Genomic DNA, 18,647 nt, shown 5'->3' on the forward strand with positions numbered 1-18,647 from the left:
GAAGCAGCGATGGAGGACGAGGACGGCCGGGTGTGGACGGTCGTGGTGAACGACGAGGAGCAGTACTCGATCTGGCCCGCCGGGCGCGAGGTGCCGGATGGGTGGCACGCCGTCGGGGTGGAGGGGACGAAGAGCGAATGCCTGGACCACATCGAGCGGGTGTGGGTCGACATGCGGCCCAAGAGCCTGCGCGAGGCCCTGCGCGCACAGGCATGAGGTCCGTCGGGCGCGAGCCCTTGACCCGGTTCGTCGCCGAGGTGTGCATACGGATGGGGGCCGACACCGAGGTGGCGGACGAGGTCGCCACCCATCTCGTGCGGGCGGATCTGTCCGGGCACGGCTCGCACGGGGTGCAGCGGCTGCGGCAGTACGTGGACGAGGCGGACCGGGGTGATCTCGTGCCGTCGGCCCGGCCCGAGGTCGTGCGCGGCCGGGGCGCGGCCACGCTGGTCGACGCGGGCCGTGGCTTCGGGCACTACTCGACCCGGTTCGCGTGCGAGGCGGCGTCGCGGGCGGCGGAGCGGTACGGGGTGGCGACCGTGGTGGTCCGGCGGTCCGGGCACACCGGCAGGCTGGGGCACTACTGCGAGCGGATCGCCGAGGCGGGCCTGGTGGGCTTGCTGACCGTCGGGGCGGCGGGCCCGTCCGTGGGGGCGATGGTGCTGGGCGGCACGGCGCAGCGGTTCCTCGCGGCCAACCCGTGGGCCATCGGCGTCCCCGCGACCCCGGAGGCCGTGGTGGTCGACGTGTCGTCGGCGATGCTGGCCGAGGGGAAGGTCGTCGCGGCGGCGATGCGCTCGACGCCACTCCCGGAGGGGTGCGTGGTCGACGCGGCGCGGCGGCCGAGTCGGGATCCGGTGGACTACTTCGACGGCGGCGGCCTGTTGCCGCTGGGCGGGTTGGTCGCCGGGCACAAGGGCTTCGGCCTCGGGCTGGCGGCCGCGCTGCTCGGCGGCCTGGCCATGATCGACGACGACCGGCCGACGCTCGCCGGGTCGCAGCGGCCGCCGGGGTCGACGGGCGAGGGCGAGATCGCAGGCGTGTGCCTGGTGGTGATCGACCCGGATGTGTTCGGCGGCCGGGAACCCTACGCGGCGGCGGTGTCCCGCACGACGGACCACATCGTCCGCGCGGAAGCCGACGGCGCGACGGTCACCGTCCCCGGTGTACCGGAAAGCAGGCACCGGGCGGCCAACCGCGCCCGGGTACCGGTGGTCGACCGGGTGCTGGCGGACCTGGTGGAGATCGGCGAGCGGTACGGGGTCGGGACGGACCTGGACGGGGAACCGGAGTAGGCGATCGACCTCGCGGTCGTCGGCAGGCGGTACGGGGTCGGATGGAACGGGACGAAGGGAACGGGGTAGGCGATGCCGGCTTGGGTGGCGGAGAGCAGGGCGTACCTGGAGCGGTGGATCGACGAACAGGGGGTCGATCGCGGCGCGTTGGCACGTGTTCTGGACGGAATGGACCTCAGCGCGACCCGGGAGCCGAGCACGGAGCGATCGGTGCAACGACCCGAGGTGCTGGTCCCGGGACTGACCGCGAGTCCCTGGTGGGACAGCGCGAGCTTCCCCTGGTTGTCCGATCTTGAGGAGGCGTTCCCCCGGATCCTGGCGGAGTTCACCGAGGTCGGCGGCCTCTCCGCCGACAACGCGGTGAGTCATCCGAACACCGGCAACCTCGCCCGGTCGGGCACCTGGAGCGCGTACTACTTCTACCTGCTCGGCCAGGAGTACTCCGACCACCTGGCCGCCTGCCCGGACACGGTCACGGCATTGTCCACTCTGGACGGTGTGCGCGAGTCGGGGATGTGCTACTTCTCGATCATGTCGCCGGGCGCGCACGTGGCCCCGCACTGCGGGTTCGTCAACACCCGGTTGCGCTGCCACCTGGGGCTGGTGGTCCCCGAGGACGGTTGCCGGATGCGGGTCGCCGACGAGACCAGGACGTGGGCGGACGGGCGGGCGTTCGTGTTCGACGACTCGTTCGAGCACGAGGTGTGGAACGACAGCGGCGCCGGCCGGGCCGTGCTGCTGTTCGACGTCTGGCACCCGGAGCTGACCGAGATCGAGAAACGCGCCCTCGCGCACATGATGACCGTGTGGAAGACCTTCCTGTACCGGGACAACTGACCGTGACCACCGAACCGTGGCAGTGCGCGGGCTGGGCCATGGTGAAGTCCACCGGCTTCGGCTTCGAGCTGCTCGACGACCTGCGGGTGCGCACCGGGACCGACGAGGAGCGGATCGCCGAGTGCGTCCGCAGGCTGGCGCGCACCTGCGCCGACCCGCGCTTCCTGGAGGCGGTGCTGCTCTCCAGCCGCACCGCCCACGACCAGCTGCGCGGCGGCCTGGGTGCGGGGTGGCGCTCGAAGGACCGGCGCAAGGTGCTGGTCGCCGCGATGTACCTGCAACGGTTCTGCGCCAAGAACGAGAGCACCAGCTTCTTCGGCCCCGTCTACTGGGCCCCGGTGGGCGGGACCGAGGACGTCCGATTCGACCCGGGCGCGGGCGGCCCGCCGACCCTGGAGACCCAGTGGACGCACTGGGCGGCCCAGGCGGTGGCCGACGCGATGAGCGCCGACCCGGAGGTCCTGCCCCATATCAGGCCACGGATTCCGGCCAACCTCGTGCGGCGCGGTGACCGGCACCTGTCCGTCCGCTACGGGGACTGGCCCATCGAGGTGGTCGAGCTCGAAGGCCCGTGCACCGACCTGGGACGAAGGATCCTGGCGCACTGCGACGGGGTCGCCACCCCGGCCGGGATCGCGGAGTCGGTCGGCGCCGAACTGTCCACAGTGGTCGAATCACTCGCCGAGCTGGCCCGTCGCGGCCTGGTGACCTGTCACGTCCAGGTGCCGTACGGCCTGCTCGACCCGCTGCGTCCGCTGATCGACTTCGCGGCGGAACTCCCCGACGACACCTGGTCCACCGTCCTGACCGACCTGGACGCACACCGCCACGCCGTGCATGCCGCACATGCCACCCCCGACCGACCGGCCGTACTCGACGCCGCGGACGCCGCCTTCACCGCCCTGACGGGGAGCCCGGCACAGCGCAACGCGGGCCGCCACTACGCGGATCGCACCATCCTCATCGAGGACGGGCACTTCGCCTGGACCGACCTGACACTCGGGGGACCGGTGCACGGATATCTCCGAGACGAGGCTCCGATCGTCCTGGACCTGCTGTTCGAGCTGTCCCTGGAACGCCGCCGCCGCAGGGTGCGCGCCGTCACGGCCTGGTTCACCGACACCTTCGGCACCGCCGTGGTCCCGCTCGACCAGGTGATAGCCGCCGCCGACCTCCGCGAACAGCTGCGCGCCCTGGACGACACCTGCCGCGCCGACGGCCCCTCCGCGATCACCGATCTGCTCCTCGCCGACACCGACCGCGCGCGGGTCGAGGTGGACCTGGACCGGGCCAGGCACCACGCGGCCCGGATCGACTTCGACACCTGGTCCGTCGCGGGTGCCGACCTCTTCATCGACGCCCGTGGCGTGGCCGACCTCGACGCCGACGACTTCCGGGTGGTCGTCGGCGAGGTCCACGGTCTGCACGACCAACTGCTCCAGGGCCTCTGGCCCGCCCTGCACCCCTGCCGCGCCGACTTCGAGGCCGAGATCGGCAAGCTCGTCGCGGGCCTCGCCGACGGCCGGATCTGCGACCCGGTGCTCGCCCACGGCCGCAAGACTCTCGCCCGTGCCGAGGTGCTCCCCGAGGTCGAGTTCCTCGGCCGCAGCCCGCGTGGCCCCGGCGAGGTCTGCCGGGCCGCCGACCTCGTCGTCCGGCTCGACGGCGGCCTGCTCGTCCTGGAGAGCCCAACCCTGGGCCGGGTCCACCTGACCAGGCCCCCGACCTACTCCTGGGACGCCGAGGTCGAGTCGGTCTTCAGCCCGTTCTGCGGTGCCCGGCTGATCGGCGCCGAGGACATGTTCCGCACCCTCGACGGCCACGCGCACCTGCCGCGCCTCACGATCGGCCGCACGGTCGTGCACCGGGAGACCTGGCGCGTGCCACCGGAACCGCGGCCATGGACCAGCCTGTCGCCACGCAACCAGGCCGAGGTCCGTGCCCTGCGCGAGCGCCTCGGCCTGCCCGACCAGGTCTACGCCAGGTTCCAGGGCGAGCCGAAGCCGGTCTTCGTCGACTTCGACATCCCGGTCCTGGTCGACCTGTTCGCCCGGCACCATGCGCGCGCGACCGGCCCGACGGTGATCACCGAGATGCTGCCCGGCCCGACCGGTCTCTGGCTGCGCGACCACGACGGCAGGCACACCGGCGAGCTGCGGTTCGGCTACTACCGGCGACAGGGGCGCAGGTGAGCGCGGCGCACCGGCGACTGGCCGACGACCCGCCGGTCACCCGGACGCCGGTCGCGCGGTTCGACCTGCCGCTGCCGGACCGGACCTGCCGCCTCGTGCTGAAGCTGGAGGGTGCCAACGAGTTCGGCTCGATCAAGGCCCGCACCGCGTACGGGCTGGTGGCGGCGTTGGAGCGGCAGGGCGTGCTGCGTCCCGGCGGCGCCGTGGTGGAGTCGTCGTCCGGGAACCTCGGGGTGGCGTTGGCGGGCATCTGCCGCCGTCGCGGGTACCGGTGCACGATCGTCGCGGACACCGACACCCCCGAGGTCGTGCGGGACCTGATCGTGGGCGAGGGCGCGGAGCTGGTGGTCGTGCCGCGCAGGCCGGAGGGCAACGCAGTCGCCGACCGGCTGGCCACCGTGCGGCGGATCCTGGACGAACAGCCAGACACCGTGTGGACCAACCAGTACGGCAGCCTCGCCAACCCCGAGGTGCACCGCGACTCGACCGCGCCCGAACTGGCCGACGACTGCGCCGGGGACGGGCTGCGCGCGGTGGTGGCCGCCGTGTCCACCGGCGGGACCGCCGCCGGGCTGTCCGCCTACCTGCGCCGCCACCTGCCCGAGCTGACCATGATCGTGGTCGACGCCGTCGGCTCGGCGGCCACCGGAGGGGCGGCCGGGCCGCGCCCGCGCAAGATCCCCGGCTTCGGCTCAGGTCGCCGCTCGGACTTCCTCACCGACGTCGACTGGGACCTGCGGATCCTCGTCGCGGACGACCACGCCGCCCAGGCCTGCGCGGTCTTCCGCGACGCCACCGGCCTGGCGCTCGGTGGCTCGGCGGGCGGCGCGGTGCTCGGCGCGACCATCGCGGCCCTGCGCGACCCCGGCCTCACCGGCATCGGCGTCGTCTGTGCCGACCTCGGCCGGGCCTATCGGAACACGATCTACGCCGACGACCGCCGGTACCCCGACCCGCCCGACCCCGAGGTGCTCGCCGCGCTCCGGGTACTGGGCGACGCCAGGAGCGGCCGGTGACCACCCGACGGGAACAGGAGGTCAGGATGGACACCCCCACCTTCACGACGGTGAGCGGACGACAGGTGGCCGAGATCCTGCGCGGCAGGCACGCCGAGGTCGTCGGGCTCGTCCGCGACAGCTACCTCGCGCACGGCGAGGGCCGCACGGTCAACCCGCCCAGCGCCTTCCTTCGCTTCCCGGACCGGCCGCGCGACCGGGTGATCGCCCTGCCCGCCGCGCTGGAGACCGTCAACGGGGTCAAGTGGATCTCCAGCAGGCCCGGCAACCTCGACCTCGGCCTGCCCCGCGCCGCCGCCGTGCTGGTCCTCAACGACCCGGTCACCGGCTTCCCCTACGCCTGCCTGGAGGGCGCGGTGATCAGCGCGTCGAGGACCGCCGCCTCCGCCGCGCTGGCCGCCCGGGTGCTCACCGAGCAACGCGGGACACGTCCCACCCGGCTCGGGATCATCGGCGCCGGGTTGATCGCGCGGTACATCCACGAGTACCTGGACGCCACCGGCTGGCGGTTCGACCGGATCGCCGTGCACGACCTGCACGAGCAGTACGCGCACCGGTTCGCGGAGTATCTCGACGCCGACGTCTCGGTGCACACCGACCCCGGTGCGCTGATCGAGTCCTCGGACCTCGTGGTGTTCGCGACCACCGCCACCACCCCGCACATCGGTGAGCAGGCCTGGTTCCGGCACCACCCGCTGGTCCTGCACGTGTCCCTGCGCGACCTCACCCCGGAGCTGATCCTGGACTGTCACAACGTGCTCGACGACATCGACCACTGCCTGGCGGCAGACACCTCGGTGCATCTGGCGGAGCAACACTGCGGCGATCGGCGGTTCGTGCACGGCTCGATGTACGACGCGCTCACCACCGGGCTCGCCGTGCCCCGGGACCGGACCGTCGTGTTCTCCCCGTTCGGCATGGGTGTCCTCGACCTGGCCGTCGGTCGCTTCGTGCACCGGGAGGGGACCAGGCTCGGCCTGCTCGACCCGGTGCCCGACTTCTTCAGCACGCCCGCGATGTCCTGGACGGGGGCCCGGCCATGACCCCGACCCTGGTGTGCGTGCCATTCGCGGGCGCGGGCGCGTCGTTCTTCCGACCGTGGCGGGCTCTCGCACCCGACCTGGAGATCCTCGCCGCGCAGTTGCCCGGCCGGGAACGGCGGATCGACGACCCGCCGTACCGGGACGTGGCGGCCGCCGCCGACGGCCTGTACGCCGATCTGTTCGGTGGACTGGGCGGCGGGCAGCCGGTGGTGTTGTTCGGGCACAGCCTCGGTGCCGTGATCGCCTACGAGCTCGCGCACCGGCTGGCGGCCAAGGCCGAGGTCACCGTGGCCGGACTGCTGGTCAGCGGCTCGCCGGGCCCGTGGACGCAACGCGAGCGGCGCGCGACCGGCCTGCCGGACGACGAGTTCCTCGTCCGCGTCGCGCAGTTCGCCGGGTACACCCACGAGGCACTGGCCTACCCCGAGATGCGGGAGCTGATCCTGCCGGTGCTCCGCGCGGACGTGGAGATGCACGAGGCATACCGGTCGGAGAACCTCACCGCGCTGACCGTGCCGATCCACTCGATCCGGGGCGAGCGGGACGGCCTGGTCACCGCGGCGGAGGCAGGCGAATGGTCCGAGGCCACCACCGGCCCGTTCGACTACGTCGAGGTCGACGGCGGCCACATGTACCTGACCGAGAACGCGCGGCCGATCCTCCGCCTGGCCGCGACGTTGGCCGGGAAGGGGTGAACCGTGCGTCTGGCAGGCAAGACCGCGGTGGTCACCGGGGCGGCCCGGGGGATCGGCCGGGCCTGTGCGGCGGCGTTCGCCGAGGAGGGCGCGGACCTCGTGCTGGTGGACATCGCGGCCGATCTGCTCGGTGTGCCCTACCCGCTGGGCTCGGCGAGCCAGCTCGCGCACACCGCCGACCTGTGCCGTGCGCACGGGGTCGCCGTGCACACCGAGGTGGTCGACATCCGGGACATGGCCGCCGTGCGGGCCGTGGCCGACGCGGCGGAGGAGCGGTTCGGTCGGATCGACGTGCTGCTGAACAACGCGGGCATCGCCGCCCCGGCGGGCAGGCCGGTGCACGAGACGAGTGAGGCGGACTGGGCGCTGATGCTCGACGTGAACCTCTCCGGCGCCTGGCGGATGACCAACGCGGTCGCCGGGCGGATGAGCGCGCGCCGCGCGGGCAGCGTGATCAACGTGTCGTCCACGGCGGGGCTCGTGGGATACCGGCACTTCGCGGGCTACGTCGCGGCCAAGCACGGCCTGATCGGCCTGACCAAGGCGGCGGCCCTGGACTACGGGCCGTCCCGGGTCCGGGTCAACGCCATCTGCCCCGGTTCGGTGCGGGACACGCCGTGGGTGGAGGGTCGGATGCTGGCCGAGATCGCGCGGGCGCTGGACGTGCCGGTCGCCGAGCACGAGTCGACCTTCGTGCTGGCCCAGCCGATGAACGCCCTGGTCGAACCGGAGGACGTCGCCGCAGCCGCGCTCTGGCTCGCCGCCGACGAGTCCGCGCGGGTGACCGGGTCCGTGGTCACCGTCGACGGCGGGTTCACGGTCCGATGAACATCGCCGGGAGGACGACCGTGGATCACTGCCACGCAGTGCGCGTCCGGCTCACCGAGCCGGTCGATCTCGCCGGGATCACGAGAGTGTGGCGGGAACCGGTCCCGGCCGCCGCCGACGAGCCACTCGCGATCCGGCGCAGGCAGGCCGAGTTGCACCGGCCGGTGACGGCGGATCCCGGTGTGCGGGCCGTGCTGCTCACCTACTCCGATCACCGCGCCGATCTCATTCTGGTGGCGCACCGGGCCGCTTTCGATCAGGCGTCCCTGTTCAAGCTGGTGCACCGGGAGCCGCCCTGCTCCGACATAGCCGAATGGGATTCGGATCACGGGGCGGAGCGTCCCGACTGGGGCCTCGGTGATCCGGCGCGCGGTGACGAGATCGGAACACATGAACTGCCGATCGACACCGGCGACGAATCCCTGTGGTCCACCGCGCTGGATTCGGTGCTGGCCCGGTATGGGGAAGGCGACGCCGTCGGTCTCCTGACCCGACCCGAGGCCACGGAACAGTTCGAATACCTTCCTTGGCGCACGCCTCCGTTCCCGCTGACCCTCTCGCTTTCCCCGTCGACCCTGCGTTGCACCTACCGACTCGACACATTCGCCCCGACCATCGCGGAGCAGTTCTGCCGCCATTTGGTCAGGGTCCACCGACTGATCCGTGGCGCGCAGCCGACGACCGACTTGCTGGATCCCGGCGAACGGGCTCGCGTGATCGCCGACGGCGACGGCGGCGCCCTGCCCGAACCCGCCCACACCTCACTGTCGTCCGCCTTCACCGCGCAGGCCACCGCTCACCCCGACTCGATCGCGGTGTCCGACGGGGAACACCGCCTCACCTACGGAGAACTCGACCGGCGGTGCACCCGCCTGGCCCAAGGTCTGCGTGCGCTGGGCGTACGGACCGGTGATCGCGTCGGCGTCTGCCTGCCCCGCTCGGTCGACCTCGTGGCCCTGCTGGTCGCCGTGGTCCGCGCGGGCGCCGTCTCCGTGCCCTTGGACCCGCGACACCCCGCCGACCGACTGGCCTACCTCGCCGAGGACGCCGCCGTCACGATCATCGTGACGCCCCTCGAAGACCCACCGGTCAGCGGAGTCCCGGCGGTACACCCGGACGAACTCGACAAGCTCGGCACGGACACCCCGATGGATCCCCCGGCCGCTGGCGCAGGCTACGTCATCTACACGTCCGGATCCACCGGTCGCCCCAAGGGAGTCCTTGTCCCACAACACAATGTGCTGAGCCTCGTGGACGCCACCCGCGCTGACTACGACCTCGGCCCACGGGATGTCTGGACTCTGTTCCACTCCTGCTCGTTCGACTTCTCGGTGTGGGAGTTGTGGGGCTGCCTGCTCACCGGTGGACATCTGGTGATCGTCCCGCACTGGGTCGCCCGCGCCCCGGAGCGATTCCACCGGTTGCTTCGGGAACACCACGTGACGGTATTGAGCCAGACCCCTTCCGCTTTCCGCCAACTGTGCGACATAGACCGAGACCACCGCCCGGAACTCGCCGTGCGGCTGGTCGTGTTCGGCGGCGAGCCATTGGATCCGAGCGACCTGCTGCCCTGGTTCGACCGCTATCCGGAATCCCGCTGCCGCATGGTGAACATGTTCGGTATCACCGAGACCACCGTCCATGTCACTGCGCTGACAGTCGACCGCGGTGACGCGCTCCGACGATCCCGATCGGTCGGCCGGGCCCTTCCCGGTTGGCAGGTGTACGTACTGGACGCCGATGGCGACCTCGCCCCGACCGGCGTCCCCGGCGAAATACACGTCGCGGGTGTGGGCGTGGCACTCGGATACCTCAACCGACCCGGCCTGACCGCCGACCGATTCCGCCCCGACCCTTTCCGCGGCGGTCGGATGTACCGCTCGGGGGACAAGGGCCGAATGCTGCCCGACGGCACCCTGGAACACCTGGGCAGGCTCGACTCCCAGGTCAAGATCCGCGGCTTCCGCATCGAACCCGACGAGATCCGCGAGGTGCTCCGGGAGGAACCCGGGGTCCGCGCGGCCGCCGTGGTGGTGCGCAGGGCGGACCCGGACGACGCGGCCACCGCCCGCATCGACGCCTACGTCGTCCTCGACACGGCCACCGTCGCCGACGTCCGCCACCGCGCCACCCGCGTCCTGCCCGAGTACATGCGCCCGGCCACCATCACCGCCGTGGCTGCCTTTCCGTTGACCCTCAACGGAAAACTCGACGTCGACCGGCTTGCGGCCCCGGCGGTCGAGCCGGTGCGCCAGGACGGCGCGTGCGGCCTGCTGGACATCTGGCGCGACGTGTTGGGCGTGCCCGTCGCGGAGGACGACGACTTCTTCGAGCTGGGCGGCAACTCGCTGCTGGCGGTGCGGCTCGCCGCGCGGATGCGGGAACGCGGCTGGCCGCGGTTCGACCTGCGTGAGCTGTACCGCCGACCGACCGCGCGCCTGCTCGGCGAGGCGCTGGGCAGTCAGGGCGAGCCGTCGGAGGTGGACGGCTGACCGGCCGCGGTTCGAAGTCGGGTCGGGGGTAGGGCTGTGCGGTATTGATCAACAGGGCATGCTGCTGGGATGGAGTCAGAGGACGGGAGTGCCGCGCCGGGGCCGCTGCCCGCCGTGCGCGAGGTGTTGGCCGGGCGCTACCAGCTGGAGGACGTGATCGGGCTGGGTGGCATGGCCCAGGTGTACCGGGCCTGGGACCTGCGGCTGGACCGGTACGTCGCGATCAAGGTGCTGCGCTCGGACCCGGATCCGGAGGTCGGCGGCGAGTGGCGGTTCGCGGCCGAGGCGCGGATCCTGACCAGCCTGTCGCACCCCGGGCTGGTCACCATCCACGACGTCGGCAGCCATGGGCCGCACCCGTTCCTGGTGCTGCGCCTGATCGACGGGCCCACCCTGCGCCGGGAGATCGGCGACAGCGGGCCGATGCCGCTGGAGCGGGTCCGGCGGCTGGGGGCGCGGCTGGCCGAGGCGCTGGCCTACGTGCACGACAACGGTGTGGTGCACCGGGACGTGAAGCCGTCCAACATCCTGCTCGACCACGGTGACGGGGCCGTGCTGGCCGACTTCGGCCTGGCCCGGATCATGGACGGGCCGCGGCGGACCAGCAGCGGCCGGATGACCGGCACCGCCGCCTACCTGGCCCCCGAGCAGGTGACCGGCGCCGAGGTCGGCTACCCGGCCGATGTCTACGCGCTCGGTCTGGTGCTGCTGGAATGCGTCACCGGCAAGCAGGAGTACGAGGGCGGCGAGGTGGAGACCGCGGTGGCCCGGCTGCGCCGCCCGCCCGTCGTGCCCCGGCACTTACCCGACGAGGTCGTCCGGCTGCTGCTGTTGATGACCTCCCTGTCACCCCGCCGCCGTCCGACGGCGGAGCGCTGTGCCGACCTGCTGGGCGCGCCGCTGAAGCGGCCGGACGTCGTGTCGGTGGACGTGCCGCGTCGGTCCCGCAGGCGCGCGGTGATCCTCGCGGGCTCGGCGGCCGCGCTGGTCAGCGCGGGCACGTTGTGGTGGGCGCTGTCCGGGCCCGACAAGTCCACGCCATCGCCCGCGTTGCCGCCCGCACCCACCGGGACGACGACACCCGCGGCGCCCACTTCCTCGACCATCGACAGTCCGACCATCGTGACAGACACCACCGGCGCGCCGCCGGTCCGCACGTTGTCGAACACCGCCGTACCCGTCGCTCGGGTGCCGGATACGACGGTGGGCACCACGACAGCCGGGACGATCACCACGACGTCCGATCCGGAGACCATGTCGACCTCGACGACGACGGTCCGGCTGCCGCCCGGCCAGTCCCGGAAGAAGGACAAGACCACGACCGTCCACCCGACCGACTGACTCCACAATGGACGGACGGTCGTCGCAGGTGGCGGGCTAGCGCCCCAGGTGCACCGAGGCGTGCTGGTAGACCCTGGACCGGGTCGGGTCGGCCTCCGGCATGTTGACCTTGTAGCACAGGCCCGCGATGGTCTGCGGCTCCTCGCCCGAATGCCGGAACGGCAGCGGCTCGTGCCAGCGCCGCGGGTCGACCGCGGCTGTCGCTGTGATCAACGCCTCGCGCACGGTGCGGAAGCGCTCCTCGACCAGGTGCGCGGGCAGCAGCCTGCCCGCGCCGACCCCGCCGATGTTCAGCGCCCGGCCGCATTCCCTTGTCTCCCAACGGGAGTCCACGTACCAGTGGGCGCGGCCCGCGAGCGCCTCGGTGAGCACGCCCAGCACGATCTCGTCCCACATCGACACGTGGATCACCAGGTCGGTGACGCACATCGGGTCGTCGCCGAGCGGGTTGTGGTGGATGGCCGGGGGAGTGTCGGCGGTGATCGCGGCCAGCAGGTGGTCGCGGTCGGTCGCCAGCGCCCGGCAGGCGGTGTCCCGGTCCAGGTAGTCGGCCATCTCGTCAGCTCCCCGCCTGGGCCTCGGCCTCGCGCCGCAGCTCGCCGGAGAAGTCGAGCACGCCGCCCGGGTGCGCGAACGAGCGCGCCCGGCCCGCGCTGGTGCGGCGGACCACCGTCAGGCTGTTCTGCGTGATCTTGTGCGGCTCCAGCAGGTTGACCAGCTCCAGCTCGCCGGGGCGCTTGCGCTGGATCTTGCCGAGGTAGTCCAGGATGGCCTCGCCCTCGGGGTAGGTCATCAGGTAATGCATGATCAACAGGCCGCCGTCCGGGTTGATCAGGTCCCAGAAGTGGTCGAAGAAGTACAGGCATTCCCAGGCGTCGACCCAGGCCAGGTCGATCGGCGCGAAGTCGGCGGGCAGCAGCTCGCGGCAGTCCCGGATGTTGGCGTTGATCACCTGCACCCGGTCGGCCAGGCCGAGCTCGCCCAATACCTCAAGCACCCGCCCGGCGGACGAGTCGGGGATCGACAGGTCGTCCACCGCGATGAACCGCGGCCGGTACGGCTCCAGGTAGAAACCCGGTGCGCGCAGGGCAGGATCGCCGTACAGCCAGGACTCGTCCAGCTCGCGTCCGTTGCCCAGATGATCGGACGTCTTCGCGGCCAGCGCGGCCGACTCCGCCTCGACCTCGGCCGCCACGTCGGCCAGCGCCGCCGCGAGGTACGGAGTGGTATATCCCATACCGACCTCCAGCACCCGCCGCGGCCGGATCATCCGGACCACGGAGGACAGCAGCGGGGCCACCACATCGGTGCCCGCCGCGGGCACCCGCAGCTTGTCGACGGCCGTGTGGAACGCCGCGTCGAACATCGTTTCCCCCTTCTCGGGAAGGTCAGGCCGCGCGGACGACAGGCGTCCACGCCGGACGGAGCCGCGCGGGCGGACGTTCGTCGACATGGGACGGCGCCAAGCCGTCCCGGTCGGACCGGTGCGTCTCCGCCCGGTGCCGAATGATGATCATCGGAGGGCGGTCCCGCCTGCCATCAATCGAGGTCGCGGTCCCGCCGGGACGGTCGGGCCTGCCGCACACCGGGACGTGACCACACGTCCCCGGCCGACAAACGCGATCGCCATGGCCCGAACTGTACACATGGGCCGGTGTGGAAAGTGTGTCATTCGCAAGTTGAACCGTCGACTATCGGTTTGAGCCGAACGGAGTATTGAGACCGCTTGGCGCCGCCGCTACCTTGGGCACCGACACGGGGTGGTTTTCGGAATTCCGTCGGGGTCTCGAATTTCGTATGGCGGCGAATCCTTGCTATTCGTGGGCCGATGCCCGGCCGGTTCCCGGGCGCGGCGGCCTTGGCTATTCGTAAAGCATCCGGCGAGGTTCGGGCTCATTTGATTAATGCTTGGGACAAAAGGGGGAGATCGGTGCGTTCCGAGGAACACACTGTGCTGTCGCTCGTCCGGGACCAGGTGGCGCTGCGGCCCGGCGCGGTCGCCGCTGGCGACGCGACCGGCCGCGTGCTGACCTACCGGGAACTGTGGGACCTCGCCGGGACGCTGGCCGCCGGGCTGGCCGCGCACGGCGTCCGCCGCGGCGACCTGGTGGCGGTCGGCATGGACCCGTCCATCGACCTGGTCGTCGCCTTCCTCGGCATCCTCCGCGCGGGCGCCGCCTACCTGCCGCTGGACAACCGCGCCCCGGACGACCGGCTCGCCGCGGTGCTCGACGAGGCCGCTCCCGGCGTCGCCGTGTGCTCGGCCCAGGACGCCACCGAACCCCGCTGGGCCGCCCGCCTGCCCGCGGACCTTCCCCTGCTCACCGTGCCTACCGAGGTCGGCACCGCTACCGCCCCCGAGGTGGGGATCACCCCGGAGGACCCGGCCTACGTCGCCTACACCTCGGGTTCCACCGGCCGCGCGAAGGGCGTCATCGTCCCGCACCGCGCGGTCGTGCGGCTGGTCACCGGCGCGGACTACTGCCCGGTCGGCCCGGACGACCGGGTCGCGGGCCTGTCGAACCCGGCGTTCGACGCGACCACCTTCGAGGTGTGGGCGCCGCTGGCCGTGGGCGGCGCCGTCGTCGCGGTGCCCTCGCCGGTCCGGCTGCCCATCGACGAGTGGGTGGCCGCGCTCGCCGCGCTGTCGATCACCACCCTGTTCCTCACCACCTCGCTGTTCCACTCCATCGCCCGGGAGCGTCCCGCCGCGTTCCGGAACCTGCGCTTCCTGGTCGTCGGCGGCGAGCAGCTGGACGCCGAGATGGTGCGCCGGGTCCTGGACGCCGACCCGCCCGGTCGCATCGTCAACGGCTACGGCCCCACCGAGACCACCACGTTCGCCGCCGCGTTGGCGTGCTCGGCCGAGGTCATGCGGGACGTGCGGCGCACGCCGATCGGCTTCCCCCTGCAGAACACCACGCTGCACGTGCTCGACGACGAGCTGCGCCCGGTGCTCGACGGCGAGACCGGCGAGCTGTGCGTCGGCGGCCCCGCCGTCGCGCTGGGCTACCTGGCCAGGCCGGAGCTGACCGCCGAGCGGTTCGTCGACCTCCCGGACGGCGGCGAGCGCGTCTACCGGACCGGTGACCTGGCCAGACGGCTGCCGACCGGGGCCTACGAGGTGCTCGGCCGCAACGACCGGCAGGTCAAGCTGCGCGGGTTCCGCATCGAGCCGGCGGGCGTCGAGCAGGTGGTCGCCGGGACCGGCCTGGTGGACGCGGTGTTCGTCGAGAAGGTCGGCGATGGCGCGCTGGCGACCCTGGTCGGATTCGTCCTCCCGACCGCGGACACCGCCGGCGACACCGCCGATGACCTGCCCATTCGGCTGCGCGCGCGGCTCGCCGACGAGCTGCCCGACTACATGATTCCGGGCCGTTGGGTCGTCTTGTCCGAGGTGCCGCTCGGGCCGACCGGGAAAGCCGACCGAAACCGCCTGATAGCACAGTTGGCGACCGGAAATCCTCCGGTCGAGGATAGTGCCGTCGACGACCTTTGCCGTATTTGGCAGGAAGTTCTGCGGATACCAAGGGTTGACCCGCAGGACAACTTTCTCGATTTGGGCGGAAATTCGCTACTCGCCGTTCAAGTGGTGTCCAGGCTCAATCCGATGCTGGTGGACGGCGTGGAACCGTGGGAAATCCTGGTCGCCGAGTCGGCCGCCGAGCTCGGCGCGCGGCTGCGCTACTCGGGGGCCGAGCGATGACCGACCAACCCGCGCTACGCGCCCGCGGTGCCCGCGTCGCGCCGCTCTCCTTCGCCCAGGAACGGCTGTGGCTCGTCGACGCCGCCGCGCCCGGCTCCCCGCTGTACAACGTGCCGCTGTACTTCCGCTGGAACGGCACTGTGGACGTGGACGCGCTGCGCTTCGCGCTGTTGGCCGTGATGGCCAGGCACGAGGTGCTCCGGACGACGTACGCGGTCGTGGACGGTGACCGGGTCCAGGTGGTCGGCGAGCCGCGGATCCGGGTGGCGGTCGTCGATCACGACCCGGCTACCGAGGCGCGGCGGGCCTTCGACCTCGCCACCGAGCCCCCGGTCCGCTGCGCGGTCTGGCGTGGACTGTCGACCGACTCCACTGACTCCGCCGACTCCGCCGACTCCGCCGACTCCGCCGATGACACCGTCCTGCTCACCATCCACCACATCGCCGTGGACGGCTGGTCGCTGCCCACCCTGGTCGCCGACCTCGACGCCGCCTACGACGCGGTGCTCGCGGGCCGCGACTCGACCCTGCCCGCACCGTCCATCCAGTACGCCGACTTCGCCGCCTGGGACCGGGAGACGTTCGACCCGGACCTGCTCGCCGGGCGCGCGGCCGAGCTGGCGGACGTGCCCAGCGGCCTGCGTCTCGGCGGCGCCCGCACCGGCCCGGACGCCGCGCTCGGCACGAATACCGGTGCGTGGCACCAGTTCCCGATCGCGGCCGAGACCCGCGCGGCGGTCGACGAGCTGGCGCGGGCGGTGCGGGCCACGCCGTTCGTGGTGTTCCTCGCGGTCTACGCCGAGGTGCTGAGCCGGTGGTCCGGCCGGGAGGAGTTCCTCGTCGGCGCGGTCACCGCCAACCGCACCCGGGTGGAGACCGAGGACCTGGTCGGCTTCTTCGTCAACACCGTGCCGCTGCGCTGCGCGGCCAAGGGCAGGACCTTCGCCCAGCGCTGCGCCCAGCTGCGCGGCGAGGCGTTCCGCTCGATGACCTACCAGCGCGTCCCCTACGACCGGCTGGCCGCCGCGCTCCCCGGCCGCGGCCTGGTGGAGGTCGGGTTCGCGCTGCAGAACATGCCCGCGCCCAGCTCGACCCGGTGGTCCGCGCCCGAGGTGCTGCCGACCGGCACGGCGAAGTGGGACGTGCTGCTGGTCCTGGAGGACACCCCGGACGGTTCCGGCGCCATGTTCGGCACGCTGGAGTTCGACCTGGGCCGCTACCCCGCCGAACTGGGCGGACGACTGGCCGCGGACTACACCGCGCTGCTCGACCACGTCCTGTCCGCGCCGGAGGCCCCGCTGGCCGACTTCGCGCTGCCGTACGGCCCGCTCGCGTCGCCCGAACCGCTCGCCCGACCGGGGATCCCGGACACCGAGCCCGACACGCACGAGCTGACCGGCCACGAGAAGCGCGCGGCGGGCCTGTTCCGCGAGGTGCTCGCCGAGATCGGCGCGCGGGTGGCGGACCTGGGCCGGAACTCGAACTTCTTCATGCTCGGCGGCCACTCGCTGCTGGCCATGACGATGGTCGAACGCGCCGCCCGCCACCACGGCATCGCCGTGCGGCCCAGCGACTTCCTCGCCGAGCCGACCGTGGCCCGCCTGGGCGCGCTGCTCGCGGCAGGCGAACGCGGCCCGGACACCGGGCACACCACCACACAGTCGGAACCGACGGAACCCCGCCCGGCGACCTCCACGCAGCAGCGGTTCTGGTTCCTGGACAGGATTCCCGAGCTGCGCTCGGCGTACCTGGTGCCCACGATCGTGGACTTCCCCGCGGGTGTCGGCGTCGACCGGCTGCGCGCGGCGATCGACACCGTGCTCGCCCGGCACCCGATGCTGCGGGCCAGGTTCCGGTTGGACCGCAAGCTCCGGTGCGTCGTCTACACGACCGACGCCGAGCCCGCCCGCGCCACCGTCACCGACGCGCGCGGCTGGGATGCACCCAAGCTCGACGACCACATCGCCGAGCTGTGCTGGACGCCCTTCGACCTCGCCCGCGAGACACCCGTCCGGGCCGAGATCGTGCTGCTGCCGGACAGCGCGCGGCTCGTGCTGTGCGCGCACCACATGGTGGTCGACGGCGCGTCCGTGCGCGTCCTGCTCGACGAGATCGGCGCGGTCACCGAGGGTCGGGCACTTGCGGAACCGGTGCCAGCGGCCGAGTCCCGGCCGGAGGCGGACGCGGACGAGCTGGTCACGGCACTGCGTGGCGCCCCGACGGACGTGTGGCTGCCCCGGGACCATCCGCGCGGCGACGCGCAGGCGATCGAGGGCACCACCAGGTCGATCACTCTGTCCCCGGACACGTCGGCCACGCTGCGGGCCGTCGCCGCGGAGACCGGCGCGAGCACGTTCCTGGCCGCGGCCGCCGTGCTGGCGGTCACCCTGGCCCGGCGCGGCGATCAGCGCGACTTCCTGTTCGCGTTCCCCTGGTCCGGCCGGGACGACGCTTGTGCGGTCGGCATGTTCGTCAACACCCTGATCCTGCGGGTGGACCTGCGCGGCGACCCGACCTGGCGGCAGCTGCTCGACCGCGTGCGCGCGGCCGCCGCCGCCACCTACCGGGCGGCGGATGTGTCCTTCGACGCGGTCGTGGCCGCGCTGCACCCCGAACGCGACCTGAGCCGTCCGCCGATCACCCCGGTCTACGTCGCCGCGGGCGACGACACCTGGCGCCCGCCGCTGGGCGGCAGGCAGCTCCCGCTCGACCCGGTGGCGGTCAAGTACGAGCTGGAGCTGACCGCCACCGAGACCGCGGCTGGCCTGGACATATCCATCGCCTACCAGGTCGACCTGTTCGACGAGGCCACGATCACAAGCCTGCTGGCCGAGTTCGACGCCGCGACGACCGCCCTGGTGACAGACCCCGAAGCGCCTGCGGGTGAGGAGAAACCGAGTTGACCACGCTTGACCACGTGCGCGAGGCCTGGGCCGAGGCGCTCGACATCACGACCGACGACGTGCCGCTCGATGTCAGCTTCTTCGACGCGGGCGGGAACTCGCTGCTGTTGCTGCTGCTGTGGGAGCGGCTGACCGAGCACACCACGCGCGACCTGAAGGCAGCCGACCTGTTCCAGCACAGCACCGTGCTGGCGCAGAGCGAGTTCCTGGACGCCGACGACGAACCGGTGGCCGCCGCGGCGGCCCCGCAGGCCTCGCGCTCCGGGCTGCTCGGCCGCGCGCGGCGGGACGGATAACGC

At 72.3% G+C, this 18,647-nt stretch carries 15 protein-coding genes; 13 read left to right on the forward strand and 2 right to left on the reverse strand.

Annotation, left to right across the window (positions count from 1 at the left end; translation table 11 throughout):
* Positions 1–9: 9 nt before the first annotated feature.
* The 10 genes from C503_RS0100280 to C503_RS42850 all read left to right on the forward strand — a co-directional run bounded on the left by C503_RS0100280 (position 10) and on the right by C503_RS42850 (position 11,739).
* Positions 10–216 carry an MbtH family protein gene (locus C503_RS0100280; RefSeq protein WP_018680187.1) on the forward strand — a complete coding sequence of 69 codons (207 nt, stop codon included), beginning with the start codon at positions 10–12 and terminating at the stop codon, positions 214–216.
* Complete coding sequence (locus tag C503_RS42845) at positions 213–1,295, forward strand: Ldh family oxidoreductase (protein ID WP_281170479.1); 1,083 nt, start codon at positions 213–215, stop codon at positions 1,293–1,295. The genes C503_RS0100280 and C503_RS42845 overlap by 4 nt, the downstream gene beginning before the upstream one ends.
* Before the next feature lie 84 nt (positions 1,296–1,379).
* Positions 1,380–2,132 (forward strand): aspartyl/asparaginyl beta-hydroxylase domain-containing protein, encoded by a 753-nt coding sequence (locus tag C503_RS37135; RefSeq protein ID WP_169514470.1) that lies wholly within the window; start codon positions 1,380–1,382, stop codon positions 2,130–2,132.
* Between the two features lie 2 nt (positions 2,133–2,134).
* Positions 2,135–4,324 (forward strand): lantibiotic dehydratase, encoded by a 2,190-nt coding sequence (locus C503_RS0100295; RefSeq protein WP_018680190.1) that lies wholly within the window; start codon positions 2,135–2,137, stop codon positions 4,322–4,324.
* Positions 4,321–5,340, forward strand: coding sequence for a pyridoxal-phosphate dependent enzyme (locus tag C503_RS37140; RefSeq protein WP_018680191.1), 1,020 nt, complete (start codon positions 4,321–4,323; stop codon positions 5,338–5,340). Before C503_RS0100295 ends, C503_RS37140 begins: the two co-directional genes overlap by 4 nt.
* Before the next feature lie 26 nt (positions 5,341–5,366).
* Positions 5,367–6,383: a 2,3-diaminopropionate biosynthesis protein SbnB gene (sbnB, locus tag C503_RS0100305; protein ID WP_033400060.1), complete on the forward strand. Its 1,017-nt coding sequence runs from the start codon at positions 5,367–5,369 to the stop codon at positions 6,381–6,383.
* The gene (locus C503_RS0100310; RefSeq protein WP_018680193.1) at positions 6,380–7,078 is read left to right on the forward strand and encodes a thioesterase II family protein; all 699 of its coding nucleotides are present in this window, start codon (positions 6,380–6,382) and stop codon (positions 7,076–7,078) included. The genes sbnB and C503_RS0100310 overlap by 4 nt, the downstream gene beginning before the upstream one ends.
* Positions 7,079–7,081: 3 nt before the next feature.
* The gene (locus tag C503_RS0100315) at positions 7,082–7,906 is read left to right on the forward strand and encodes an SDR family oxidoreductase (RefSeq protein WP_020608200.1); all 825 of its coding nucleotides are present in this window, start codon (positions 7,082–7,084) and stop codon (positions 7,904–7,906) included.
* A gap of 20 nt (positions 7,907–7,926) precedes the next feature.
* The gene (locus C503_RS0100320; RefSeq protein WP_245572372.1) at positions 7,927–10,398 is read left to right on the forward strand and encodes a non-ribosomal peptide synthetase; all 2,472 of its coding nucleotides are present in this window, start codon (positions 7,927–7,929) and stop codon (positions 10,396–10,398) included.
* A gap of 69 nt (positions 10,399–10,467) precedes the next feature.
* Entirely contained in the window at positions 10,468–11,739 is a 1,272-nt protein-coding gene (locus tag C503_RS42850) for a serine/threonine-protein kinase (protein WP_084476642.1), read from the forward strand.
* Positions 11,740–11,775: 36 nt separating this feature from the next.
* Here C503_RS42850 and C503_RS0100330 read toward each other — a convergent pair whose 3' ends face one another.
* Together C503_RS0100330 and C503_RS0100335 are read right to left on the reverse strand one after the other, a co-directional pair.
* Positions 11,776–12,294, reverse strand: coding sequence for a maleylpyruvate isomerase N-terminal domain-containing protein (locus C503_RS0100330; RefSeq protein WP_018680198.1), 519 nt, complete (start codon positions 12,292–12,294; stop codon positions 11,776–11,778).
* Positions 12,295–12,298: 4 nt separating this feature from the next.
* Positions 12,299–13,105: an O-methyltransferase gene (locus tag C503_RS0100335; RefSeq protein WP_018680199.1), complete on the reverse strand. Its 807-nt coding sequence runs from the start codon at positions 13,103–13,105 to the stop codon at positions 12,299–12,301.
* Positions 13,106–13,690: 585 nt separating this feature from the next.
* Here C503_RS0100335 and C503_RS0100340 point away from each other — a divergent pair.
* Genes C503_RS0100340 through C503_RS37150 form a run of 3 tightly spaced genes read left to right on the forward strand, consistent with a single transcriptional unit; the run spans position 13,691 to position 18,644 of the window.
* On the forward strand, positions 13,691–15,445 hold the full coding sequence (locus tag C503_RS0100340; RefSeq protein ID WP_018680200.1) for a non-ribosomal peptide synthetase: 1,755 nt from the start codon (positions 13,691–13,693) through the stop codon (positions 15,443–15,445).
* On the forward strand, positions 15,442–18,348 hold the full coding sequence (locus tag C503_RS0100345; protein ID WP_018680201.1) for a condensation domain-containing protein: 2,907 nt from the start codon (positions 15,442–15,444) through the stop codon (positions 18,346–18,348). The genes C503_RS0100340 and C503_RS0100345 overlap by 4 nt, the downstream gene beginning before the upstream one ends.
* Entirely contained in the window at positions 18,345–18,644 is a 300-nt protein-coding gene (locus C503_RS37150) for an acyl carrier protein (RefSeq protein WP_018680202.1), read from the forward strand. Before C503_RS0100345 ends, C503_RS37150 begins: the two co-directional genes overlap by 4 nt.
* The last annotated feature ends 3 nt before the right edge of the window (positions 18,645–18,647 follow it).

Source organism: Actinokineospora enzanensis DSM 44649, assembly GCF_000374445.1.
GTDB classification, from domain to species: domain Bacteria; phylum Actinomycetota; class Actinomycetes; order Mycobacteriales; family Pseudonocardiaceae; genus Actinokineospora; species Actinokineospora enzanensis.

What these genes read in the sequence shown, in the direction of transcription:
- C503_RS0100280 (WP_018680187.1), top strand. Translation starts at nt 10, where the DNA reads ATGGAGGACGAGGACGGCCGGGTGTGGACGGTCGTGGTGAACGACGAG.
- C503_RS0100330 (WP_018680198.1), bottom strand. Translation starts at nt 12,294, where the DNA reads ATGGCCGACTACCTGGACCGGGACACCGCCTGCCGGGCGCTGGCGACC.
- sbnB (WP_033400060.1), top strand. Translation starts at nt 5,367, where the DNA reads ATGGACACCCCCACCTTCACGACGGTGAGCGGACGACAGGTGGCCGAG.
- C503_RS0100345 (WP_018680201.1), top strand. Translation starts at nt 15,442, where the DNA reads ATGACCGACCAACCCGCGCTACGCGCCCGCGGTGCCCGCGTCGCGCCG.
- C503_RS42845 (WP_281170479.1), top strand. Translation starts at nt 213, where the DNA reads ATGAGGTCCGTCGGGCGCGAGCCCTTGACCCGGTTCGTCGCCGAGGTG.
- C503_RS42850 (WP_084476642.1), top strand. Translation starts at nt 10,468, where the DNA reads ATGGAGTCAGAGGACGGGAGTGCCGCGCCGGGGCCGCTGCCCGCCGTG.
- C503_RS0100335 (WP_018680199.1), bottom strand. Translation starts at nt 13,105, where the DNA reads ATGTTCGACGCGGCGTTCCACACGGCCGTCGACAAGCTGCGGGTGCCC.
- C503_RS0100310 (WP_018680193.1), top strand. Translation starts at nt 6,380, where the DNA reads ATGACCCCGACCCTGGTGTGCGTGCCATTCGCGGGCGCGGGCGCGTCG.